Raw genomic sequence first — 22,728 nt, forward strand, 5'->3', positions numbered from 1 at the left:
AGCCTCTCTCTATTTCGATCCTTCAAATAAATAAAACGGATAGACTTGGTTAAATAAGTTATTCGTCGTACGTACCAAATAAGAAATATGAATCATCACCTTAGCAGGGTCATCTGCTTCCGGAATGGCTTGTACATCAACTTCGTGAACCCTAGGTTCCCAGTTCCGAATGGCTTCTTGAATATTGCTTTGAAGCAAATGAAGCGTTGTATCGTCCGTTAATCCGAAAATAAATTCCTGAACTCCGCATCCAAAACTCGGGCGCATAACCCGCTCCCCTTGTGTGGTCCCCAGAATAACGCGGATCGCTTCGGCGATGTCTTCCTCATACTCAGACATGCGGATTCGACCTGTTGCAGGATCGACCTGAATGGGGAATTTCCAGCCTCGTCCCAAAAATGCCTCCGACACCTCGCCACGCTCCTCTCGTTAATTGATTTTGACCATACTGCCTTTAATATTAATGATGCCGTCGGACTTCAGATCCAGTGTTGCCCCAGCCTTCAGAGCCATCGTGGCAGAAGCTTCTATGCTAATTTGGGTGGATTTGATTTTGATTTCCTTCGTGCTCTCCATACTGACCTCGCCTTTGGCGTTCAAGGTGATCTTCGAAGTTTGGCTGACAACCGAAATTTCATTCGCAGATCCGCCTTTGATCAAAATCTTGTTATTCCCACTTGAATCCGCGATCGAAATACTATCATCTTTATCCTTCAATTCAATAATTTGGCCCTTTTTCGTCTTAATCGTAATGCTCTCATCACCGCTTTTATCATTGAACGATAATTCATGGCCAGAGCGTGTTTTAATCATGCGCAGATCATTTTTCTCCGCGGGCGCAGGCGGCTTATTCTTCGGATTCCACAGCATTCCTATGACGTAGGGCTGGCGGAGTTCTCCCAGATGGAAAGCAACTAAAACCTCATCATTCACTTCCGGGATAAAAAGACTGCCCATATTATTGCCGCCCATTAACGTCGCGATGCGAACCCAGTCCGTTTCGGTCTCTGTTTCCTGCATGGACAGCTTGAGCTTCACTCGCCCCATTTTATCAGGATCGGTATTATTCGTTACAATGGCAACCATAACGCCACCAAATTTCTGACTGGCAAAATCGGACACGCCACCTATCGTAATATCGGGAGTTTTGAACATTAGACCGCATTTCCCCCCAGCTGAAACCGAGTTGTATAGCCTTCATCGTCAAAAATGTGTATAGCCCCGGTAATATAGTAAGTCTGGTCGAATGTTTTCCCAACACCACTGAGTTTGATATAGCGCCCGGCGCGAATTTCAGGAATCCCGATACATTCCCCGTTACCGCTAATCAACTTCATGGCCCGGCGATTCAGAATCGCATTTGCATAGCTTTTCGCTTCTTCCACAGAGGACACATTCGTATACATATGCTCGATGAAATCACCTTTAGATGCCAAGATATCCTTGCCTGTCTTGCTGTTGGAACCGAGCTTCGTAACGCTGGCCGATTTACCTTCAATTACTTTCAGCTCTTTATTATCCCAGGCACGAACGGTTACACCCGTAATTTGCTCGGCTAAGTTCATATCAATCATTAGACTGCGGAGCGTTTTTCCCATTTCCAGCGTCATCACTGCTGTCATCGCCGTGAGCGGCTTACGGAAATATAAATTCTTCCCCACAACAAAGAAATCATAGTTAACCAAGTTAGCTAAATTTTGAATAAAGTGATAGTCATTAATCTGACTCTGCGAAAGCGCAGGAAATTCCGTCGTCGTTGCATCAATATGTGTTTTGAAGCCATACGTTTTGGCGATTTCCTCAACAACATCACTATATTTCTTCTTATTCCACGAACGAGATTTGGCACCTTTCATCATGAGATAAGATATGTCCATCCCCCGCACGACGAGGCCAGGAGCACCCTCTTCCGGGAAATCAACAACAACGGATGTAATATGTCCCGAAAATACAGCGGTCATTTTGTCTACATACCCTAAACTGATCTCAATGGCTTTGCCTAAAGAGAACGTAGACAGCCACTGGAACTCATTATTTGTAATATCGTACGCATTCGCAATCCGAAATGAAAAGGAGTCTGCGGTTCCATCGATAGACGTTTCAACGCGAAGAATATCAATGGCGATCGTGTCCGATATTTTCGTTCCATCTACGCTAATTAGATAGGAAGGCGCATAAAAATCTTTGTACTTTTTGGCCAAGTCGTCATAGGGAAAGGAGCTTGTTTCTAATTCTAAGGGCATCGGCTTAATCCAGCCTCGGAACTGAAATGCGGCGTCCCGTTGCGACTTTCATTGGATTATCAATCTGGTTGGCTTTGGCGATTTCCCGCCATAAGGTTGGATCCTCATATTCAGTTGCTGCAATCATCCAAAGCTGTTCCCCTTGATTCAGCATCTTCAGCTTCGTCCTGTCGGCCGAATGGCGAGGTATCTGCTTAAGCTGGTCTTTCTTGCTCAGCGTAGATTTAAAGGTCACTTTCAGCTTGGCACGAACCGGAACTCCGGTTTCCAGAAACATCGTGAAGTGCTGATTAACCGCCACAACTACTCCCTTGAAGTCCAGAGAACCCCATACAAACCGGCAAAGCGGCGGTGCATGAATCTCCTTCTCGACATCCAAGAGGCCTGAGATTTTCTTCGTAAGCAGACGGACGTCCGTCCCTTTCTCATAAGTATCAAAGAAAAAATCCATGGACAGCGTCGTTGTCCCTCCGCTAACGAATTGAGCGATGGGCATGGACAGACCCGGCACTGTTTTCCAAGAATAGCTGTTATTCGTGTCCAGGGTATACTCACCCGGATTGAACATCACTTGAACATTTTCTGTTTTGCTTCCCTTGTGAACGATAATCATTGCTTTCTTGAGTGCCATAGGTGTCTGTCCTTTCTGCTTTTATCTATACTTAACGTTATTAACGATTCATGATGAAAATAATTAGATGCCTCGACGCTGCCGCTCGAACTTCATCTTTTTCTCAATTTCGCGGTAAACTTTGTCCGCAATTTTGGCTATGTCCAGCTGCGGGAGCTGTTTCATCAGCTCCTGCAGCTGCTCGGCACTTAGCTCCGGCGCCGTCTGAGGAACCGGCGCAGCTGGGGTTGGTGCTTCGTCTGCGCTTGCTTTAGTGCGCAGCCAGTCCATCTCCAGCGGCGTTTCCGCTAGCGCGCTGCTGATCTCTGCGGCTGGAGTTTGCTTATGCTCCAGCGTGGGTTGCTGTTGCTGCTGCGAGGCTAAGTAATCTTGCCTCGCGTTTGGCGTGCCGCTGTTCATCGGCGCGCTTTGGTTTGGAGCGCCGACGCTCGGCACGCCGCCGGCTAGAGCCTGCCGCTGCACCTGCGTGGGCAGCGGCTTGTTTGCAGCAGCAGCCAAGCTTACGCTGCTGCTGTGGGTCATGCTGGCGCTGCGCTGAGCGCCAGCTGTAGTTGCCCAGGCGGCGCTGCCGATGGCAGCCGCCTGGGTGAGACCCGCAGGAGCAGCGCGAAGCGCTCCTGCGCTGCTCGCCAGCAGCGGCATGACACGCGGTGTCATGCTCACGGGCTGGCGAGCTATCGGCGCACGCGCAGCACGCGCGCCGCCGGCATTACCTGCTGCTAGCGAAGCGGCAGCAAGCTCAACCCCCTGAGCGCGCTCCTCTTCCAGCGCACTCACTCTAGCCCGAATGGTTCGCTCCGTTGAATCTGACTGGAAGCCGCCGGCTTCCAGTCGATTCTCCGAACCATTCCCTGCCTGCAGCTCGCGCTCGCTGTTATCGACAATAACTTGTCTCTGAACATGCTCGACTTGCGCCCTGCGCCAAACTGCTTGGCCGGTCTGACTCGTCGTTTGCCCAGCCATCCCTTCGCTTACTGCTCGATAATCCATCGTTAGACTGGTTTTTCTTGCACCCGTGCGAATATCTGCTGGTTGCCCGGCTTCTCCTTGACTTGTTCGACTCTTCACCTGTCGGGTCATTGCTTCACCCGTCCCAGTTTGAGTCATCGATTGTCTAGCCCCGCCAATCTCTGGCCGAATTGATGTCATTACCTCGGTATCGATTTTTCTTTGTATCACTGCTTGCTGTTCTCTTACTCGATCGATTCCCGTCGGCCCGCCTGTTCTTCTTACCATGTCCACGGGTGCCTGATTTATAGTGCCTCTAACAAGTTCCAGTGGGTGGTTTACTACTTCATTACTTGTACTGTCATTCCTAAGTTTGCTGCTAGCTGTGTTACCAACCTTTTCACTGGCTCTTTCTCGGTTGGTTCCACTTACTGCCTCTATATTCGGTGCTGTCTCACCTATCGCCCCTTTTTCAGCTTGCCTCCAAATGGCACGAACGGAAGCTGACTCTGATAGCTCAGTATTACGGGAGAAGCTGCGCTGTACGCCTATTTGATCTGCATCCACTGTAAGACTAGGACCAATCTTTTTCAAACTGTTTTCAACTACTTTTGTAGCTATCTCAGAAGCTAAACTTTGGGAGGAGGGGATGACACCCTGCGACTTAGTCCCAAATCTGTCTTCGTTCATCCTTGCACGTTGTTGTCTGCTCTCTTCTAACTGTCTCGAACCTGCTGACTCAACTGGCGTAAGAAAAATCCGTCGAGCCTCCGGCTTAGGAGATCCAGGTCTAGCTTGTCGGCTAGTTTGAAAACCATCAAGTCGATTCTCAGAACCAGCGTTCCTTTTAACTTCTGCTGCCAAGTTCAGGCTTGTTCCTATTTTCATGACACTGGATTTGGCCATTTTCGCAGCTAGTTCAATAGCTAAAGTTTGAGAAGGTAGTACGCTTCGTGCAGCAGCTGATCTATCTTCTTGTTGTAACACATGTTGTTGCTTGCTCAACTCACTATTTGTTTCGGTTCCTGCCACTTTACGAAATACACGCCCTACCTCTTGCAGCTGTATACGCGAGCTGGCTTGCATGCTAGCTCGATATCCCTCAAGCGGCTTCATAGCACCCAGCGCATCTGATGTTTGGTCCCTAAGTATCGCCGACCTCGCAGATGTTGGGATATTTCGGCCTATTTTCAAGCTTGTTTCATCTTGTTCTTCAGGTTTCGAAGCCGTTCGTAAAACACGCTGTGAATCACGCAAAAATGAACTGGCTTGCAGACTGGCCAGGTATCCCTCACGAGGAATTCCTGGTTGGAGTGTCACTCTATTGGAGCTAGAGTTGAAAGATAGTTGTTTACTACCCTCTTTCCTTTGTGCTTTGACAACTGCTCTTGTACTCCTATTTGGTTGTAGTAGCAATGCCTCAGAGCGTGACTGCATCATCAATTCCACATTCGGATTCGCAACCGATCTTGCGATGGCTAGGGGATTATCAGCTTTACTTTGCACAATATTCTCCCTGCGCATAATCCGCGGAATATGAGTAGTCATGGTTAGATGATCGGAGATCACCTGTAATTTATTTTGTGGAACTGTATGTATACTCCCAACAAATGAATCATTAGAAGAATTTTGTCTTTGTTTTTGTCGTTGGACCAGCTGCTTTAGCAATTTCTCGTTGCTTTGAATTTTCACAACAGATTCTAGTCCATTGTCCATCACACTAGGTTTTCTATGTATCTGGGAAGGATAAGCAGCCTCTACATATGGAGATGCTTCAATACCTTGCTCAGTCACTTGCTTAGTAACTAGCTTGATGAGGCGTTCCATCATGGAGGAGCCCCGATTTCTCTTGTTACCTTCACGCGAGCTTGAACGAGTTTTCCAATTTTCATATGAGGTTGCTTCCGAAATCGGCTGCTGCCCAGTCCCCATATCAAGCTTTTGACCGGCAGAAGAGTTAATCTCTAGCTGCACTGGTTGGTGTGTATGCTCGTCTTGCGGCACATGAATCAGTACTTGATCTTGATTTCGATTCGGTACCTGATCCTGTACTTGATTCGGTTGATTCTGTATTTGATCCTGAGCTCGTTTTTGCACCGAAGTCAAAGCATCATCTTGATGCACCACTTGAGCTGTTAGTCGCTCTTGTCCAAAACCTTCTACCTGTTCATTCCGTTTATGCCAAACCTGTTGCACACTTTGCTGGGCTCCCCTTGATATGGAAGCATGCATAGCAAAAGGCAAAGTTGAAGTCAATCGCGCCGCATTAATAGCTAATGGTTGCTGACTAGCAGCGAGAAAACCTCTAGCCGTTGAAGCTTCTCCCTTGCGATTTAGTTTCCCATCGCTCTTCCATTCACCTATAGGCGACAATAGGGCAGTTGGCGAAACATTCTCCTCATCACTGACATTAGCCATATTTTTGACAAGTAAGCTTCTAATAAAATGTACAGAAGCAGGTGCTTCCGATTTCGAGAAGGGCCCCTCACCAAGCTTTGGCAATAACTGCGGAAGTCTTTGTATTCCCTGCTGCAGTGTTTGTGTTTGGTCCACACCATTTAAATAAAGCTTGGCCGCATGCAGGTAAGAAGGCTCCATCCCAAATGTAGATACCACAGAAGGAGCAATAGCAGAATGATCTACCTTGGCATCAGGCAAACCAATGCTTGGCTTCCCCTCTTGGAACTGCTCTATCCATTGCGATGTATGCCGGATAGCATCCACATGTTTGACTACTTGCACATGATTATTCTTAGGTGCAGCTCTATGCACGTTTGAGCGCTGTGTATGTAATTTCGTATGTTGAGGTCCATTCACCGATTGCGCGTGTTGATTCGGGTTACTGATTTGGGCATGTGAAAGCATCCCAATTGAAGCCGAAATCTGCCGAATAGAGCGCTGAATTAACGGTGAATTCCCTTTGTTAACGTAGTTAAATGAAATTGATTTCTTTGGCGGCATCGCCTGCTTCTCACCCAAAATCTCATGAGCAGCAGCTTGATGATTCAATTGATTTACGGATAGTTCCGCATTCTTTTTGCTTTTTCGTCCTTTTTTCTTGCTTTGCTTGTCAGCAAGCACTTGCATCTGTTGGTGAGACGATTGTACAGACGTTTGGCTCGACAAATGATCAACAGTCGTCTTTGAAGGAAGCCTGTAACCACTATTCGCAATCAGCTGCTGTAGCTGACGAATCGTTTGCTTTTTCGTAATAAGCGGTGCGGATTCAGGATGCTGCAAGCTTTGCAGCTGCAGTTGCAGCTGGATAACCCAAGACTGGTCATTCGTATCCGTTAAGGCTGATAATTCCTTATCCGTGAGAATTCCTTTTTGTTTAAAAATAAGAGCTAACAAACCTAAATAGTTATTACGCCAAAATCCGTATTTGCCCATAATGCCAGATGCAAACTGTTTGGACTGCATGGCTGCACGTCCCGCAGAGCTACTGCTAGCGGCAGAAATCTGCAATATGCCCTTGGTTCTCTTCACTCGGGGTATATGCGATTGTCGAGATTTCATAAACAATCCCCCTAAGAGCACACTTATTTTTTGAAAATAGTTTTCAAACCGGCATGTACCAGCTCGATCGACTCGATAGCTACATTACCGCTGCTGGCATTCAAATCAGGTCCGTTCCATTTCACCGGAAAAGCACTAAAAAAATTCCATCGGCACATCTCCGTGCCTGCTTGATTATGTAGAATAATGGAGCCATTTTTACGCTTTATTTTGCCTTGGGCGACACCATTGTACCATTCCCAGAGCTCGCTGGAAGTGGTGATGCCTCTTTTTAGCACAATATTGGGATACTTCGTATGTTCGATCATATAGTGGGGGTGCGTATTCACGCCGCCTTCCCACAAGGGCTTAACTTCCGTTTCAGACTTCATGCCTGTTACTTCAGAAAAACCGCCGACAATGAGTCCGTCAAGCTCTACCTCGAACCGGAATGCGCCGCCTACGTTATGCAATTTGGACTCGTTTTTGGACTGTTTCACTTGTTACTCACCTCTTACCGAACACATCAAACGGATTGTCAGGCTGCTTTTTACCATCGTCATTCAGATTGCGGTTGATGCGGGATATTTCCTCACACCACGTTCGGCGCTCCCGGTGCTCCATTGACATGATTTCATCATGCGTCCAATGAAAGTAGTAAGCAATAAAGCCCGCTTCCTCATAGATCTTGTCAATGGGATAACCCGTTATGCCCCCGCCATCTCGTCCAAAAAAGACACGTCCACATCAAACTCATGCTCACATTTCGGACAGCTTGTGTGTACTCTCGGCACTTCCATTTCATTGATTTGACGATAAAAGTTTTGTAGGAACGCGAGATCGGCCGTGAAGAACTTCTCTACCACTCGGGTATCTATTGCACGCAAATCACCAAGATTGGTAATCACTCGTGTAAGTAGGATAATCGTTAAATAGCCCGGATTTTGCTGGACGCGCTGGTCACGCATGGGTAGGATTTCATCTGCAGCTGTTGCTAACCGCATAACGCCTCTCTTGTGCAGCGTACCGTTGTCATCCACATATCCTCTAGGCAACTCGAACTCATATTCCGTTTTGAAAGCCATGATGTTACCCCTCTTAGCATTATCAAAGAAAACTTACTGCGTAAGCAAACTAGCTTAGCGCCTGAAAAAAAGAAGAGTTAGGAGCCGGAGACTTCGTGCTCCGGCGCCTACTCTAGCGCTGCATTACTTCGTGCGTGTCATGCCTTCGTGGGCAAGCTCTAGGCTCTCAATGGCAATTTCATTGCCTGTACCTTTGAAGCTTGGAGCAGAGTACTTGGACGGCCATGCTTCAATAACCTGCCAAGTCGCTACGTCTGCGCCTTCTTCGTTGATTGCGATGATCGTGACCGTTTTGCGGGAAACTTTCCCCTGAATCGACTCAGACATCCAGTTATACATGTCCATGGAGTCAGTAACACCCCACTTTAGTGAGATGTTGCCGTATTTAGCAAGTCCCGGAAGCTTCCGAGGCGTAATGGTTTCGTTTCCTTCGCGGTATTCAATTACCGACAAGGATGCGTCAAATCCAGAGATTTCGCTGAAACCAGCTTGCTGAATACCTTCTACTTCAATTCTAAATCTAAAATTGCGGTATGGATCCCTACGTTCGCCAGCCATATAATACCCCTTTCCTAATATGAGAAATATCTAACGTTTCGACTATTCTTCTCTTGTTTTCTGAGTAATGCGGAAGATTACAAACTCGGCAGGTTTGACCGGAGCAACCCCGATCACACAGATCAATCGACCGTTGTCGATATCATCCTGCGTCATTGTGCTGCGTCCGATGTTGATATAGAACGCCTCGGAAGGACTTCCGCCCATTAAGGCACCGTCTCTCCAGACACGAGTTAAGAACGCATCAATGGTTCGTTGTACACGAGCCCAAAGCTGTTCATCATTCGGTTCGAATACGACCCAGTTCGTGCCGTTCTTGATGGACTCTTCAATGAAGATGAACAAACGTCTCACGTTCACATATTTCCATAAACCGTTCGACGACGTTGTACGAGCACCCCATACACGAATACCTTGTCCGGCAAAAGCACGAATCAAGTTTACGCCTTGTGGGTTCAGGATATCTTGCTCGCCCTTGTTATATTGGCAATCAAGACCCACTGCGCCACGAACGACTTCATTAGCAGGCGCTTTTTGAACACCACGCGTTTGGTCGGAACGGGAGTAGATACCAATAACAGAGCCAGATGGCGGTATGTATATATTTCTTTTGTCTAATGGATCGAACACTTGAAGCCAAGGATTGTACATCGCTGCGTAACTGCTGTCAAAGATGTTACGGTGCGTCATCACATCGGCTACTTTTGTCTTCTCACGCGGAATGTCGAGAACGGCAAAACGGCTGCCCAGGTTTTCGCAATGCGCTACGAGAGATAATTGAACCGTAGGCTCAGTTACACCCGGAATCGCGATGATGCTCACAACATCGTTGTCGATGAAAGACTGGATACCTGTACGTTTACCAGGTCCACGATCTACACCCATGAAGATATCAGGAGTCACTTGCGCGATGGAACCGTTGCTTCCGCCAGACAATGCGATCTGGAATTTGCCCACCGTCTCATTCTCACCAGAGAGCACTTCGAAAGGAGCAACAGCACCCAGATCCTTACCATCTGTCAAATCTTTCACCGTAATGATGTTCGAACGGGAAACAATTTTCTCAATGTGGTTCGCCGCAGAGATGTTTAGGGACACTTTCTCATAAGTCTCTGCTTCATCGCCGTAAAATACATGCAACGTGAATTCGCTAGTTGTTAACACTTTGGATGGAAGCAGACCGCTATCCACAACATCCCCATCAAGCGCTTCAGCAAGCTCAATAATGTTGTCTTGGGAAGAAACGACTTTGTTGTACTGCTTCTGGCCAGCGGCTTCGAAGGCAACTACATCGCCGACATTAAAGCCAGCATTATTTTTCACGCGATATTGGGTCTCGCTCAGCACTTCATAGATTTGCGTCTTAGCTTTACTGGACGGAACAACCACGATACGAACTTGGTTCCCCCATGTCCCTGGGTTCTTGGAAGCAATCTCCAGAATCGCGGATTCTTTGTTCGTTGCCGCTTTGTTCGTTGCTACCTTAGCGTCAGTTGGCGCTACGCGCATGACATAACAGCGAGAACCTCCATTTAAATAGAAATGCTCAACTGCATAAGAAAGGAAACGATACTCACCGAATTCATTCTCGGACAAGTAACTGCCGAATAAACGATGGAAATCAGCTACGCTCGTAACCAGTTGAGGGACACCTTCAATTTCCCCTCTTTGCGCAAGCCCTATAAACCCGGCCGTACTTGTGCTTGCACCTTCAAGCGGTTGCGCCCCGCTGTCAAACTCTTCCACATAGACTCCAGGTGATAAATAGTCAGCCATTGTTCCCCAGTTCAGTCAGATGGCACTTCTTGCAAATCAATACGGCCACAGACATGAAACCAGTTCTCTCCTTTCTGCTTGTCATTTTTGTATAGAAGATGGACGTGTCCATTCTACTAATTAGGGTTACGTGAGCCGAATAACGCCGAGGTTCGTCGTTATTCCTTCTGCTACTATTACTTCCTTCATAATATGCCGCCGATCTTCGCCGTATGTAATAGCCAACTCTGTCTGAAAGGACGGAATCCGATTGCCGCGAAAAGCAATAACGGCCTCTCCTTTTTCTGTAACGCGGCTTTCTTGGATGGGCAGCAGCAGTGCACCTCGAGTGAATACTTTAGTCAGCTTTTTCTCTAGACGAAAACGCTTTTGATGCTCCAATACCTGGGCAATTCGAATTTGCTCTTCGGCAGATTTAGGACCTCGTCCTCGAAGCAAGTAAGAATCTCCAACTGCAATAACACCTGTAAACGAACCCAGTGTTACTTCGAGTGCTCCCTTGTCGACTTGGTCTACCATAATTCGAGCACGGGCACACTCCTCCGATAATATCATCGCCTGCAGCTTGGCATCCTTCAAAGGAGCCCCGTCTGCATGCTGCAGCATGACTCGGATAAGTCCTGTTCCTTGCGAAAAAGGATAAGAAGGAAGCGGCTTTAACTGAACAACCTCTATAAAATTGTCGGTTCCTACTGTGATGAGAGTTTGCTCCTGAAAATAGTGCTCATTGCTTACCTTAAGACGGTAATCACCGGGCGGTAAATCATTGAATATATAGGAACCATTCGTTTTATGAATTGCTTTCGAACGGGTGCCTTCTAGATATACGGTGGTGGTGTTGCCAAGAGGAGTTTTTGAGGTAATTGCATCAATGACGCATACAACCAAGGATACGCGGGTTTTCAATTGCGATACGCGAATATGGTCCACAACCTATGCCCCCTAACCCTGTATACGAAAATCGGTTTCCGAAACTCTTTTGGTTGTCTTGATGCGGGTTGAATCGATATTTACAGGCCCAACTGAATAGCAAACAGAGAGTCTGTAAGGGGTATCAGCGAAATTCCACATATTCAGCATGCTGTCTCCTGTAATAGGATCCATGACAATGCGAACTTCTTCATCTTGCTCGGCTAGTGTTCCGAGGGTCATAGAACCTCGAAGTATAGAATGATCGTAGAGCACTTGCATCGCTCTTCCTAGTATCCGATGCTCGTCCAACGCTCTGGACTGCAGCTCTGCTGGTGATTGTACCGTTAGCATGTAGCTAAGATCTACAACCATAGGCGGATACTGAATTTCATTTGTCCCTCTAGCAATCATGTGAGTGCGACGATTATCGCCGCTTTCGCGGACGTTGTACAAATAAAGAGATAAGTAGAAATCCCCTTTATCGACAGGCGAAGCAAGCCCAATCATCTCTGGTTGAGGAATGGGATCAGGAGTCATGTTTTCTCTGAGAAGCTTGATTAAAGATGCGCTTACATCTGCAATTACAGAATAATCGCCAATAGGAATCACTTCCTGCCTCAAAATACCTAGTTATGTAATGTAAATGGTAAGGATTATGTCATATTGTGTACCTTTTTCTATTATAATTGCAATTTACTAGGTTGACTATAGGAATTAATTTATTTATTTGTAATTCTGCTTTTAAAAAGATTTGGGCGAAAGAAGAGTACAGCTGCGCGCCCCCACCTTCTATATTTAGTACTCTTCCCACTCCTGGCGGGCAAGGATTTTGCCTGATTTCTGCAGCTCATGCCGAATCGATTTGATAATATGCTGCATCCTTATGGGTTCGCCAGCCTCAGCAGCTAGGAAGGCCGAAGAAAGGACTACGTTCTTAATATTCCCACCGGCTATCTCATAGCGCTGCGCTAGATATTTAAAATCGACATCATCGCTAAGAGGCGCTGCAGGGGGAAACATAGCGTGCCAAATCTTTTCACGATATTCACTATCCGGAAAAGGAAATTTAATGACGTAATTGATTCGCCTCAGGAAGGCTTCATCAATATTATTTAATAGATTCGTTGCCAGCACCGTGATTCCTTGATACTCCTCCATTTTCTGAAGCAGGTAGGCCGTTTCAATGTTCGCATATTTATCATGCGAATCTTTCACTTCCGAACGTTTTCCGAATAGCGCATCGGTTTCATCGAAGAATAATACCGCATTGCTGAGCTGCGCTTCCTCAAAGATCTCATGCAAATTCTTCTCGGTCTCGCCTATATATTTACTGATCACCTGCGAGAGGTCGACCTTGTATAGCTCCAGCTGGAGTTCACCGGCGACAACCTGTGCAGACATCGTCTTCCCCGTGCCCGGTGGACCGGCGAACAGCATGCTCAGCCCCTTGCCGTAGGCCAGCTTCTTCTCGAACCCCCAGTCGCCGTAGACAACGCCACGGTATTTCACTTGATTGCACGCATTGCGGAGCTGATCCTTCTGCTCAGGCGGGAGTATGACATCCCCCCACCCATAGCGAGGCTCAATGCGCGTCGCCTTGCGCTCGAGCTTGTGCTGCACCTGCTGGTAGCAAGCCTTATAGAGCGCATCGGCTCGCAGCGCGTACGGCGCAGCCACGTCGCCGGATCCCTCCACAGCGGCCTGCGCCTCGCGCTGCCAGGCGGAATACCCGCGCGCCAGCGTCAGCGCGCGGCGAATTTGCCCCGGGGGTGAAGCGGAATTTCCCGCTCATCACCCGCCAGTCCACGTCCGCGCTCACACCGAGCTCGCGCGCGAATGCCGTCCAAAGGCGCTCACGCCCGCCTTCGTCCGGCACTTGCAGTTCGTGCTCAAGGAGCAGCCGCTCCTTGGGCTTCCACGTTAGCCGGTTGAACCGCCCGGCCAGCAGAAACACCATGCCGCCGTAGCCGTCCAGCAGCTCGTGAAACCACCCGAGTCGCCGCTGCGCCGCAAGATCCGGCTCCTCCGGATAGAGTGCCTCCAGCCGTGTGAAGCACAGCACGGCTTGGTGCAGGATCGCTTCGCGAACAATCGCGCTCAGCTGATCTTCAAAGCTCGCTGCGTGCAGAAGCACATCCGCGAGGTCGGCAAGCAGCAGCGGCTTATTGAAGTGGCTGCTGAGATGCTCCACCTGAAGCTTCTTGCCTGCGCCCGCATTCCCCCAGAGGTGGAAGGCGAGCCGTTTGCGCTCAGCCGCCGGTGCCTGGAACGCTATTTGGATGAAGCCCTGCAGCCGCTGCTGAAAATCCTCATGGACCAGCAGAGGCGCCAGCTCGTCATCCGGATAAACCATCCGGACGGCCGGTTTCAGCTTCGGGTCCATTTCACCGGAATCCAGCATGAATGAGATGATTCGTTTATCCAGAAGCAGCGGCCTAGACAATAACGTCTGGCCGCTACTTTCCTGCGCCTCGCGGTGAAGCACATAGCGCGCCAGTTTACCCTCGGGCGCCATGAATGTCGTTCGTGCTGCCCGCATGTCCTCTGGGGTGCCGCAAGCGATTTGGAGTGCCAGACTAATATTAGGTGTTTTGCTGGTCAGATCATCTTGTAAAAAGCCGAAGATGCGTTCATATTTACGATCCAGTTCGACTGCGAGCCCTAGCATAACGAACCGCTCTTCTACGGGCGATAACCCAAACACAGCAGATACATACGACAGAGGCAAGAAAACGCCTGCCTTACGGCTTTCTTCACGTCTCAGGGCAATGAACGCCTCCGAATTCTGAATACTAGCCAGCAGCTCGAGTTCTTCCCCATCATGTTCCTCATCTCCACTTGGTCCGCCTATGAGGCGGATGAACTCGTCTTCGGACACGAACATCCCGCGAAACGAATCCGTTTGTGGGTCGGGCGTTAGCTTTTGACGACGCTTATATAAAAGCTCAAGCTTTTTATCCAACAAGGTAAGCTCATCCTTATAATGTTCCCATGCATGTATGTAACCTTGAGCTGCCATAGCCCCTCCTGATAACCCTGATCTATATTTACAAAAAAATACAATCCATCCCCTTAGTAAACAGCTTGCCTAAACGGGTGGTTATTCTTTACAATGATTTGATAAGGCACAAAATGTTTTTCCAATAATTGCTAACCCGAAAGGAAAGTGGCCTCCTCTACATGGAACAACTTCCGGCTAATGATCATATATGGAATCGAAAACTTATACATATTTTATGGTGGATCCTATTAATCTATGAAATAGTTGCTATCTTTGGATTCTTCTATAATTTGTATGATCAGCCGCCGCAATGGTTTAACAGCTTCATGCAAGTTCAAATCATTACGGCTTGCCTACTGCTCATCTTAATGGGAGCCGGTTATTTGGCTATTCACTTTCTGAAACAATACAGCGATTTTATCATGATTATATGGACCATGACCATGGTTAGTATCTTTATTATTCGTATTCCTGAGCTGATGAGCAGCTACGAATTAATTAGTATCCCTATTATTTTAGCCTCTATCTATTTCCAAAAGAAATATATTTTTTTCGCTTATAGTTTAGGCATTGTATATTTAATTTCATTACTAGTTTGCCAGGTATATCAAGGGCATGCTCTAATCCCCTCTGATCTGGTCGTGTCTATTGCAGTCCTCACCTTAACGGCACTTGTGTGCTTTGCAATCATGAGTAAAGGACTAGTTCTCATCACAGAGTTAAAAGATTCGGTCGTCCGCGAACAGGATCTCCTTATTCGAAATGTGATGATTGATCGACTTTCCAAAGTGGATGCGCTCACCGAGTTATTTAATCATCGTTCTTTTCAAGAACATACCGATCATCTGATTTCGCATATGCCCCATGATACGTCGCTTGAGCTTGCTCTTATCGATATCGATAATTTCAAAACGATTAATGATACTTACGGGCATTGGGTCGGTGACATGGTTCTCAAAACGATCGGCTCCATTCTGAAAGACGTGCTCGGCCCTGACGAAATGTCTTTTCGATATGGTGGTGAGGAATTCGCGGTTCTGTTTGTAGGTAAATCACACGAGGAAGTTTTACATATTTGCGAAAAATTAATGGAAATCATCCGGAGTACCGAAATTCCTGAGATGCCGGATCAACCGTTAACGATGAGTATCGGGCTCGCTAGCTATAATCGCAACACAATGAAAAAAGCCTGGTTCCAGCTTGTTGATGAATGTTTGTATACCGCCAAAAGAAATGGGAAAAACCGCATTCATTCTCATATTTCTGAATAGATGTTCTTCAGCTAGGAGCCCTAAGCTTCTAGTTTTTTTTACTTCCGATTACCATGTCATTACTTACCAATCACGAACCCTCATGAAAGGAATCGCCTTTTCCGAACTCATATCTATACACAGGGAGGTAGACACCATGAAGCCTAAGATTCTCGTTGTTGATCCGGTCCAAAGCCTTAGAGGTATTTTCTAAGCCTTTCCATGAACATAAGTTGAAGGAAACCATGCTGAAGCTGCTGATTGTGTAGGTGAGGAAGCAGGGTTAATAAAACGATATGACTCATACATGTATTTGGTTGATTAGGCAAATAATAACCAAAACCAAATGAGGTGGTAAACATATGTGTCATTCCATATCTATTCTTGCTGATGTCAACGAACTTGTTAAACAATTCCGCATTGATCGGCTGCTATCGTATAGCTCCAATCGTTATGAGGTGCGGCCGACAGAGTCTGTTTCCGCTGTGATGATGAACAAAAAGGGAGAACGTATCCTTGATGAATTCCGTTGGGGTCTGATGCCGTTCTGGGCTAAAGATGCCGTATGCGGGGACCGCGATTCGATCTTCACCAATGTCGTCTTCGAGCGTATCGTCAGAAAGCAGCGCTGTATCATTCCTTGCAGTGGATTTTATATTAGTGTCACGGAAGGAAAAGAGACAGAGTGGATTAAGTTCAAAATGCGCAGCGGTACCTTCGGCATCGCGGGGCTGTATGATGTCTGGCGGGCTCCATCTGGTGAAGAGGAACTTCGTACGTGTATGATGCTGATGACAGAAGCGAACTCACTCGTCTCTCCTTATCAACGCAGAATGCCGGCGATACTCGACCAAGATCAGGCCGAGATGTGGCTGCAGCCAGAGATGAAAGACAGCAGACTTCTCAGATCCATCCTTCGACCTGTAGATGATCTGCTCATGGTTGCAAATGTATTGTCTTCCCCTGAAGAGAAGCTGGAAAGCGGTTCGGATATCAGTGTTTTTGTATGAAAAAAAGAGGGCTGCGTCTACACGCAAGCCCTCTTATTTGGTAATGACAGGCGGCAGGACGCCACCTTCCCCGATTAATCGTACGCCTTCCGCACAAACACCGTAAGGCTCCCAACGGCATGTGGCACATAGGTGACCAATGTCGTCCGGTTTCACACGGTCAGCCACTTGCCCACAAATCTCCGACCAGCTCAGCTCCATCTCCACTTGTAGGCCAAGCTTGGTGACGATTTCTGCATCGCGTTGATAAACCGTCCTATTTTCACAATGCGCTTCTTGATCCTTCGGGTAAGCTGCGCATAGATCATCAGGTCCAAGGACTATGCGGATCATCGTTTCGGGCTTTTGACGCAATTCTTCGTAGACAGTCGTCATGTTTTCGCAAAACTCTTTCGAATAACCCATTCCTCTGTATCCCAACAGACAAAGTAAGTGATGTCCCCTCAGCTGAATCGCATTGGTCATATCGTAATTTTAGGGACACGGTACAATCCGTATCCATCCATTTTGATGATTGGATCTTTATCTTCTACGAGACCCGTCGTTTTGGAATGTAGGGCAACATCAATGAGCCAGCGTGTAAAATCCGCCACATTCATCGTTTCCATCTCGGCCAAGCTATAAAATCCTGCTGCATCGACCTCCACGCCGTCTGGCTGAGGCTCACCGCTTATGTAATCCATTTCAAAAGCAATGTATACATTATGTATGCTTCTAGGCAAATCGCGCACAGCTGCTAGACCAGTGACAACTGCTTTGACTCCGCTTTCCTCCAACACTTCGCGCTCAATCGTATCTTGGATCAGCTCATGCTGCTCAATATAACCGCCCGGGTTGGTCCATCGGCCTTTCCCTGGCTCCTGAGCCCTGCGCACAAGCAGCATCTTCTCATCCTTCATCACGAGTGCCCCTACACCGATGCTATAATTACCCCAATGAACGAAGCTGCACTCCGTACAAGCTCTTCTTATCGTGCCATCCACATCGCGCGACTCCATAGCGGCTCCGCAGGTCATACAAAACTTGGCTTCCATCTCTCTCATCTCCAACTTCCAATAGTCTAAATTCCAACTTCCATTCGAGTTCACTGTATGTAAGCTTAATGCTTAAGGTGGAAAATAGGCAACTCCGATCCCGTGCGTTTTCCGTTCATTGTATGGGAAATTGGAGATACTTCCTGCACTTGTCTTGCGATATCGCTGAATTTAGAAACTGCGAAACACCAATACCAACATTGTGCCAATAGCATCTGTAGTGGTTTGGGTGGTTTGGGTCCCTCCCAAAACATATAAACCCGCCACACCCGTTGAGACTCCCACGGGGGTAACGGGTTAAATGTTACACCTACACCAAAAACATCGCTACGACCGTCGTCACCGCGAGGCCGATGAGCACAGGCAGCAGATTCCGTCGCGCCAGCTCGAACGGACTCACGCCGCAGATGGCCGCTGCTGGAATCAGCGCCCACGGAATCAACGTGCCGCCGCCGACCCAGATGGCGGCCACTTGCCCGAGCGCTGTGAGCACAGCCGCGCCGGAGCCAATGGCGGCAGCGAATAGCTGCGCAATCGAGCCCACGAGGGAGATGCCGGAGAAGCCGGAGCCGTCGAGGCCCGTTATGGCGCCTACGACGGTAAGCGTCACAGCACCAACCGCTCCGTTCAGCGGCACTTGCCCCGCGAGTGCCACACCCAGATCGTTCACGATCCCGTGCGAACCTTGCGGAAGTACTTTACCGAACAGCTCCGTGAAGGCGGAGTCGCCTAGATAGAAGAAAGCGGCGATAGGGATCACGGGGCCGAATACTTTGAAACCGAATACAAATCCTTCGATGAGGTAGGAGGTCGTTTGTTCTAGTCCTTGATTCCGATGCGCGAGCAGCGTCACCGCAATGAGAATGAATACGGCGGTGCCCCCAACGAGCGCTGTCGCATCTCCCCCTTGCAGATTAAGCACGAACATCGCAATTACGTCTAAGGCGAAGAGCAGAGGAATCATAATCGCCAACGTTTTCTTCAAATTCGTGGATAAATTGACCTTGGCCTGCCAAGTAGCCGAAATGAGGGAACCGCTATCCCCAGGACCACTCGCCACGAGGCCATTCCGCCACGTTCCGTTCTTCATATCCCTCCGCATCATCCAAAAAGCGGTGATCGTCGTGACAAGCCCCATCACGATAACCAGCGGAATGCTTGCCTCCATGACGGCAGTCACCGGTAATCCAGCTGCATCTGCTGTTAATTTAGGAGCTCCCTGTATAATGTAATCCCCCGAAAGCGCAATCCCATGTCCGAATAAATTCATCGCCATAGCTGCACCTAGCGCTGGCAGACCAACGCGGACGGCAACCGGCAAAAGAACAGCACCAATGAGCGCTACACCGGGAGATGGCCAGAAGAACCATGACGTCACCATCATAATGATACCAATGCCCCAGAAAGCTAAAGCAGGCGTTCGCAGAAAACGGGTTAGCGGTGCGACCATGGTTTCATTAATCCCTGTTCGAATGAGCACGCGGCTCATTGCTACAATTATGGAGATGATCATGATGGTACCCATCAGCTCTTTGGTTGCATAAATGAAGCTGTTGAAAATACCAGAAACGGATCCGCTCAACGTTTCCGTTGCCAGCAAGCCAAGCGTGAAAATACCAACCACACAAATCATCGTCGTATCTCTACGCTTGATTAAAAGGGTAAGAATAAAACCGATAAATACGAAATAGACCCAATGAATCGGCAATAATTGAATGTCCATCGGGATCACGCATCCTCTCTGCCCATACAGCATTTGGTGCTACATTGTATGCTAGGCTAGGCGGAGGAGTTCGTGTGAATTCGGGTTGAGCGACACCTTGTGGTACAATAGAAGAACTATTTTAACCAAGTAAGGGGAAATGCCGAGGATGGCTAGAAATCAACGCTTAGTAACGGATACGGATTTTCAAGATGCTGTTGAAAGACAGGCTGTCGTCCGTGTTTTCAAAGATGATCACATTGTAGATTCGAATGCAGTTGTATTGCGTTTCAGTGAAAAAACGGTTGTTGTACAAACTCGTGTTAGTGATTTGACGTACTATGATCGAGAGGCTTGTGAATTTTTTGAAATGAAAAAACGATAGCTGCTGCGGCTATCGCTTAGTTTAATGTATAGGAAGTTAAAAGAACGAAGCGGTAGCCCGCTTTTTGAAGCTCAGGAATAGCTTTCATGATACCTTCTGCGGTATCTTTCTCCGGGTGGTTCATATGAGCTAATACGATAGAACCGCTTCGGGCTTTTAAAAGCGCTTTGTATACCTGCTCCGTGTTATAAGTCGCTCCAGCATCGCCGAGTGCATTGTAACCTGCCACCTCAAAGCCCAAATCCTGAACGACTCCTGCTGCAATATCAATATAATAGGCTGTGCCCGAACGAAAAAATAATGGACGCCGTCCAGTCAGCTTCTCATCGTAACCACTGCCTTCCTTCCCCCCACATGCGTCAAAGGTCAGCGCAATCACTTGTTCCTCCGTAGTTAGATGTGTCCGAACACCAGGGACATTTTCGCCCCATTTCTTTGGTTTAGCGTCTCTGATGATAGCGCTGTCATTACAAAAAGAAAGAAAAGGAGGCACAACGTGCGCTCCCTCATTTGTGCTTACGCCAATCCAGACTGCTCTTACTCAGCAGATGTCCAAAATCATTCTCAAGCCGCTTTTCTTCTGCTTTGCGAGCAGCTTCCGCCTTCGCTCTCTCTGCATCTTTCTTCGCTTGTTCCTCTACTTTCATGGCATCAGCCTGCGCTTTGAGTCCCTCAAGTATTTCAGGGCGCAGTAAATCCTTAAGTGTTGCAGGTTTATCTTGCACGCTGGTAACAGCAGGAGTAGACGACCATTTTTTCTTAGCCATAACGGGTTCACCTCAGTTCAGTTTCTCCCTATTATTGTACACTTCTACTCGTGCAAATGATACGGTACCGTCGCCACGACGATATCTTTATCAGCTTGAAGCTTCGTACGAATGCGTGCAGCAGATTGGTTATGGAGCAGTCGATGCCACCATTTTTTCGGCATAAATTGCGGTAAAATGACCATAATGTTTTGTTTTTCCGAAACATGCGTGTCAATTCTCTCAATAAATTCAGCCAGCGGCTTCAGGATCGTCCGATAACGTGATTTAAAAACAACCAATCGAACGCCCGGATCCCACTTCTCCCACTTCTCCTGCATCAATTCTTCATCTTCATCTGAGAATGATACGTAGAAGGCAATTACGTTTGGCGACAACGATTTCGCATAGCTCAAGGAATGTGCTACAACCCGATGAATGCCCGCCACAGGCACAATAATCAATGGTTCCTTCGTGTAAACCCGCTCAATCGTTATATCAATACGCAATTGATTCGCTACATCATCGTAGTGATGACTAATTTTCGTAATTAACCAAAGCAGCAGTGGGGTTATGATAATAACAATCCACGCACCTTCGGAAAATTTAGTTACAGAAAATATGAGTAAAACAGCAAGAGATACGATCCCGCCTAAACCATTGATGAGCAGCTTTCCGATCCAGCCTTTCACACGCTCTTTCAACCATTTACGAACCAAGCCGCCTTGCGCAAGTGTAAAAGATAAAAACACGCCTATCGCATATAGAGGAATGAGTGCATCTGTCTTACCTTTGAAACCAATAAGAAGAATACTGGCCAGTACGCCGAGTGTGATAATACCATAATGAAACGAAAGTCGGTCTCCTCGGAATGAGAACATACGCGGGAAGTTTTTATCCTGTGCCATAATGGATGCTAAGATTGGAAACCCGTTGAAGCTAGTATTGGCAGCCAAAACCAGAATGAGCATGGTACCGATTTGAGTTGCGTAGTACATCACCCCACGACCAAAAGCATGCTCTGTCACCATCGATAATACGGATGTATGACCATTAGGATCAGGTGCAATGCCATATCCCAAAGCTAAGATCGTTACTCCTCCAAACACGATAGCCAAAAGTGTCCCTAAGGATACTAACGTACGCTTCGCGTTTTTTACGGACGGTGTGCGGAAGTGCGGCACGGCATCGGAGATGGCCTCGATCCCTGTCACGGCTGAACACCCGGAGGAAAATGCTTTTAAAAGGACGAATAACGTTAATGAGCTCGTCATTGAACTCGGAGCAAACGCTATGGGATGCGTATTCAATGATCCTGTCAGCATATCGTATATGCCTTTGCCCACTAGCAGTAATATACAAAGAATAAAAAAGTACGTTGGAATAGCGAAAATCGTACCTGATTCCGAAGTTCCTCGCAGATTAAGCCAAACCATGATCCAAACAAGAACTAAAGTAATCGGAACAATATACGGCACCGCCGATGGAAAAGCTGACGTAATCGCCTGCACGCCGGCAGAGATTGAAACGGCAACGGTAAGTGTGTAGTCGATAAGCAGCGAAACTCCTGTCAATCTTCCCCATGCCATTCCTAGATTTTCTTTGGTAACCATATAGGCTCCGCCGCCTTGCGGATACGCCTCAATCACCTGTCGGTAGCTCAAAACAAGAAGCATAATCAAAGCGATAATGGATATCGCAATGGGCAAAGAGAACGCAAAAGCGGCAATCCCAACGGTCGCGAGTTCTAAAAGAATCTGCTCTGTCCCGTAGGAGACCGACGATAAGGCATCCGAGGATAGAATCGGCAGTCCTTTCCAAACCGGCAATTTTTCTGATTCAATTTCGCTGGATTTGAGCGGTTTGCCAAACATAATTTTTTTTAATGAATCGCTTGTCATTCGTGTTATTTCCTCCAATTAAACCTAGTCTCTGACTGAAAACTGCGT

At 47.6% G+C, this 22,728-nt stretch carries 23 protein-coding genes; 3 read left to right on the forward strand and 20 right to left on the reverse strand.

Features of this window, described 5'->3' with window-relative positions:
* Window positions 1-9: 9 nt before the first annotated feature.
* The 14 genes from QFZ78_RS19860 to QFZ78_RS19925 form a co-directional block, all read right to left on the reverse strand.
* Entirely contained in the window at window positions 10-411 is a 402-nt protein-coding gene (locus QFZ78_RS19860; protein WP_307550182.1) for a GPW/gp25 family protein, read from the reverse strand.
* Between the two features lie 18 nt (window positions 412-429).
* A complete protein-coding gene (locus tag QFZ78_RS19865; RefSeq protein ID WP_307550184.1) occupies window positions 430-1,155 on the reverse strand; it encodes a phage baseplate assembly protein V in 726 nt (241 codons plus the stop codon).
* The gene (locus tag QFZ78_RS19870) at window positions 1,155-2,243 is read right to left on the reverse strand and encodes a phage late control D family protein (protein ID WP_307550185.1); all 1,089 of its coding nucleotides are present in this window, start codon (window positions 2,241-2,243) and stop codon (window positions 1,155-1,157) included. The genes QFZ78_RS19865 and QFZ78_RS19870 overlap by 1 nt, the downstream gene beginning before the upstream one ends.
* Before the next feature lie 4 nt (window positions 2,244-2,247).
* Entirely contained in the window at window positions 2,248-2,874 is a 627-nt protein-coding gene (locus QFZ78_RS19875) for a CIS tube protein (protein ID WP_307550186.1), read from the reverse strand.
* 63 nt (window positions 2,875-2,937) lie between these two features.
* Entirely contained in the window at window positions 2,938-7,341 is a 4,404-nt protein-coding gene (locus QFZ78_RS19880; protein WP_307550187.1) for a hypothetical protein, read from the reverse strand.
* Between the two features lie 23 nt (window positions 7,342-7,364).
* The gene (locus QFZ78_RS19885) at window positions 7,365-7,820 is read right to left on the reverse strand and encodes a phage tail protein (protein ID WP_171642337.1); all 456 of its coding nucleotides are present in this window, start codon (window positions 7,818-7,820) and stop codon (window positions 7,365-7,367) included.
* 7 nt (window positions 7,821-7,827) lie between these two features.
* On the reverse strand, window positions 7,828-8,031 hold the full coding sequence (locus QFZ78_RS19890) for a DUF6760 family protein (protein WP_079410461.1): 204 nt from the start codon (window positions 8,029-8,031) through the stop codon (window positions 7,828-7,830).
* Entirely contained in the window at window positions 8,028-8,405 is a 378-nt protein-coding gene (locus QFZ78_RS19895; protein ID WP_057304095.1) for a hypothetical protein, read from the reverse strand. The genes QFZ78_RS19890 and QFZ78_RS19895 overlap by 4 nt, the downstream gene beginning before the upstream one ends.
* 123 nt (window positions 8,406-8,528) lie before the next feature.
* Window positions 8,529-8,963: a phage tail protein gene (locus tag QFZ78_RS19900; protein WP_057304094.1), complete on the reverse strand. Its 435-nt coding sequence runs from the start codon at window positions 8,961-8,963 to the stop codon at window positions 8,529-8,531.
* A 42-nt stretch (window positions 8,964-9,005) separates the two neighbouring features.
* On the reverse strand, window positions 9,006-10,739 hold the full coding sequence (locus tag QFZ78_RS19905; RefSeq protein ID WP_307550189.1) for a phage tail sheath family protein: 1,734 nt from the start codon (window positions 10,737-10,739) through the stop codon (window positions 9,006-9,008).
* A gap of 126 nt (window positions 10,740-10,865) precedes the next feature.
* A complete protein-coding gene (locus QFZ78_RS19910) occupies window positions 10,866-11,669 on the reverse strand; it encodes a beta-sandwich domain-containing protein (RefSeq protein ID WP_307550190.1) in 804 nt (267 codons plus the stop codon).
* A 12-nt stretch (window positions 11,670-11,681) separates the two neighbouring features.
* Entirely contained in the window at window positions 11,682-12,260 is a 579-nt protein-coding gene (locus QFZ78_RS19915) for a Pvc16 family protein (RefSeq protein ID WP_307550192.1), read from the reverse strand.
* 186 nt (window positions 12,261-12,446) lie between these two features.
* Window positions 12,447-13,328 carry an ATP-binding protein gene (locus QFZ78_RS19920; RefSeq protein WP_307550194.1) on the reverse strand — a complete coding sequence of 294 codons (882 nt, stop codon included), beginning with the start codon at window positions 13,326-13,328 and terminating at the stop codon, window positions 12,447-12,449.
* Window positions 13,288-14,670: a hypothetical protein gene (locus QFZ78_RS19925; RefSeq protein ID WP_307550196.1), complete on the reverse strand. Its 1,383-nt coding sequence runs from the start codon at window positions 14,668-14,670 to the stop codon at window positions 13,288-13,290. Before QFZ78_RS19925 ends, QFZ78_RS19920 begins: the two co-directional genes overlap by 41 nt.
* A gap of 161 nt (window positions 14,671-14,831) precedes the next feature.
* On the opposite strand from QFZ78_RS19925, the gene QFZ78_RS19930 reads away from it, so the two are divergent.
* Window positions 14,832-15,923: a GGDEF domain-containing protein gene (locus QFZ78_RS19930; RefSeq protein WP_307550197.1), complete on the forward strand. Its 1,092-nt coding sequence runs from the start codon at window positions 14,832-14,834 to the stop codon at window positions 15,921-15,923.
* A 341-nt stretch (window positions 15,924-16,264) separates the two neighbouring features.
* Window positions 16,265-16,912: an SOS response-associated peptidase gene (locus tag QFZ78_RS19935; protein ID WP_307550199.1), complete on the forward strand. Its 648-nt coding sequence runs from the start codon at window positions 16,265-16,267 to the stop codon at window positions 16,910-16,912.
* A 33-nt stretch (window positions 16,913-16,945) separates the two neighbouring features.
* Here the strand turns inward: QFZ78_RS19935 and QFZ78_RS19940 are convergent, their stop codons facing one another.
* From QFZ78_RS19940 to QFZ78_RS19950, 3 genes are all read right to left on the reverse strand, one after another.
* On the reverse strand, window positions 16,946-17,317 hold the full coding sequence (locus tag QFZ78_RS19940; RefSeq protein ID WP_307550201.1) for a DUF1284 domain-containing protein: 372 nt from the start codon (window positions 17,315-17,317) through the stop codon (window positions 16,946-16,948).
* A gap of 56 nt (window positions 17,318-17,373) precedes the next feature.
* Window positions 17,374-17,946 carry an NUDIX domain-containing protein gene (locus tag QFZ78_RS19945; RefSeq protein ID WP_307550203.1) on the reverse strand — a complete coding sequence of 191 codons (573 nt, stop codon included), beginning with the start codon at window positions 17,944-17,946 and terminating at the stop codon, window positions 17,374-17,376.
* Window positions 17,947-18,256: 310 nt separating this feature from the next.
* Complete coding sequence (locus QFZ78_RS19950; protein ID WP_307550205.1) at window positions 18,257-19,669, reverse strand: hypothetical protein; 1,413 nt, start codon at window positions 19,667-19,669, stop codon at window positions 18,257-18,259.
* A 148-nt stretch (window positions 19,670-19,817) separates the two neighbouring features.
* Between QFZ78_RS19950 and QFZ78_RS19955 the strand changes: the two genes are divergently transcribed.
* Window positions 19,818-20,033 (forward strand): hypothetical protein, encoded by a 216-nt coding sequence (locus QFZ78_RS19955; RefSeq protein WP_057304084.1) that lies wholly within the window; start codon window positions 19,818-19,820, stop codon window positions 20,031-20,033.
* 16 nt (window positions 20,034-20,049) lie between these two features.
* Here the strand turns inward: QFZ78_RS19955 and QFZ78_RS19960 are convergent, their stop codons facing one another.
* Genes QFZ78_RS19960 through QFZ78_RS19970 form a run of 3 tightly spaced genes read right to left on the reverse strand, consistent with a single transcriptional unit; the run spans window position 20,050 to window position 22,680 of the window.
* Window positions 20,050-20,526 carry a polysaccharide deacetylase family protein gene (locus QFZ78_RS19960; RefSeq protein WP_307550206.1) on the reverse strand — a complete coding sequence of 159 codons (477 nt, stop codon included), beginning with the start codon at window positions 20,524-20,526 and terminating at the stop codon, window positions 20,050-20,052.
* Window positions 20,527-20,539: 13 nt separating this feature from the next.
* Window positions 20,540-20,800, reverse strand: coding sequence for a YqkE family protein (locus QFZ78_RS19965; protein WP_307550207.1), 261 nt, complete (start codon window positions 20,798-20,800; stop codon window positions 20,540-20,542).
* A gap of 44 nt (window positions 20,801-20,844) precedes the next feature.
* Window positions 20,845-22,680: an APC family permease gene (locus tag QFZ78_RS19970; protein ID WP_307550209.1), complete on the reverse strand. Its 1,836-nt coding sequence runs from the start codon at window positions 22,678-22,680 to the stop codon at window positions 20,845-20,847.
* Between the last annotated feature and the right edge of the window lie 48 nt (window positions 22,681-22,728).

This window comes from Paenibacillus sp. V4I5, from assembly GCF_030817255.1.
In the GTDB taxonomy this organism is placed as follows: domain Bacteria; phylum Bacillota; class Bacilli; order Paenibacillales; family NBRC-103111; genus Paenibacillus_E.

What these genes read in the sequence shown, in the direction of transcription:
- QFZ78_RS19865 (WP_307550184.1), bottom strand. Translation starts at nt 1,155, where the DNA reads ATGTTCAAAACTCCCGATATTACGATAGGTGGCGTGTCCGATTTTGCC.
- QFZ78_RS19870 (WP_307550185.1), bottom strand. Translation starts at nt 2,243, where the DNA reads ATGCCCTTAGAATTAGAAACAAGCTCCTTTCCCTATGACGACTTGGCC.
- QFZ78_RS19875 (WP_307550186.1), bottom strand. Translation starts at nt 2,874, where the DNA reads ATGGCACTCAAGAAAGCAATGATTATCGTTCACAAGGGAAGCAAAACA.
- QFZ78_RS19880 (WP_307550187.1), bottom strand. Translation starts at nt 7,341, where the DNA reads ATGAAATCTCGACAATCGCATATACCCCGAGTGAAGAGAACCAAGGGC.
- QFZ78_RS19895 (WP_057304095.1), bottom strand. Translation starts at nt 8,405, where the DNA reads ATGGCTTTCAAAACGGAATATGAGTTCGAGTTGCCTAGAGGATATGTG.
- QFZ78_RS19900 (WP_057304094.1), bottom strand. Translation starts at nt 8,963, where the DNA reads ATGGCTGGCGAACGTAGGGATCCATACCGCAATTTTAGATTTAGAATT.
- QFZ78_RS19905 (WP_307550189.1), bottom strand. Translation starts at nt 10,739, where the DNA reads ATGGCTGACTATTTATCACCTGGAGTCTATGTGGAAGAGTTTGACAGC.
- QFZ78_RS19925 (WP_307550196.1), bottom strand. Translation starts at nt 14,670, where the DNA reads ATGGCAGCTCAAGGTTACATACATGCATGGGAACATTATAAGGATGAG.
- QFZ78_RS19930 (WP_307550197.1), top strand. Translation starts at nt 14,832, where the DNA reads ATGGAACAACTTCCGGCTAATGATCATATATGGAATCGAAAACTTATA.
- QFZ78_RS19935 (WP_307550199.1), top strand. Translation starts at nt 16,265, where the DNA reads ATGTGTCATTCCATATCTATTCTTGCTGATGTCAACGAACTTGTTAAA.
- QFZ78_RS19940 (WP_307550201.1), bottom strand. Translation starts at nt 17,317, where the DNA reads ATGGGTTATTCGAAAGAGTTTTGCGAAAACATGACGACTGTCTACGAA.
- QFZ78_RS19945 (WP_307550203.1), bottom strand. Translation starts at nt 17,946, where the DNA reads ATGGAAGCCAAGTTTTGTATGACCTGCGGAGCCGCTATGGAGTCGCGC.
- QFZ78_RS19950 (WP_307550205.1), bottom strand. Translation starts at nt 19,669, where the DNA reads ATGGACATTCAATTATTGCCGATTCATTGGGTCTATTTCGTATTTATC.
- QFZ78_RS19955 (WP_057304084.1), top strand. Translation starts at nt 19,818, where the DNA reads ATGGCTAGAAATCAACGCTTAGTAACGGATACGGATTTTCAAGATGCT.
- QFZ78_RS19965 (WP_307550207.1), bottom strand. Translation starts at nt 20,800, where the DNA reads ATGGCTAAGAAAAAATGGTCGTCTACTCCTGCTGTTACCAGCGTGCAA.
- QFZ78_RS19970 (WP_307550209.1), bottom strand. Translation starts at nt 22,680, where the DNA reads ATGACAAGCGATTCATTAAAAAAAATTATGTTTGGCAAACCGCTCAAA.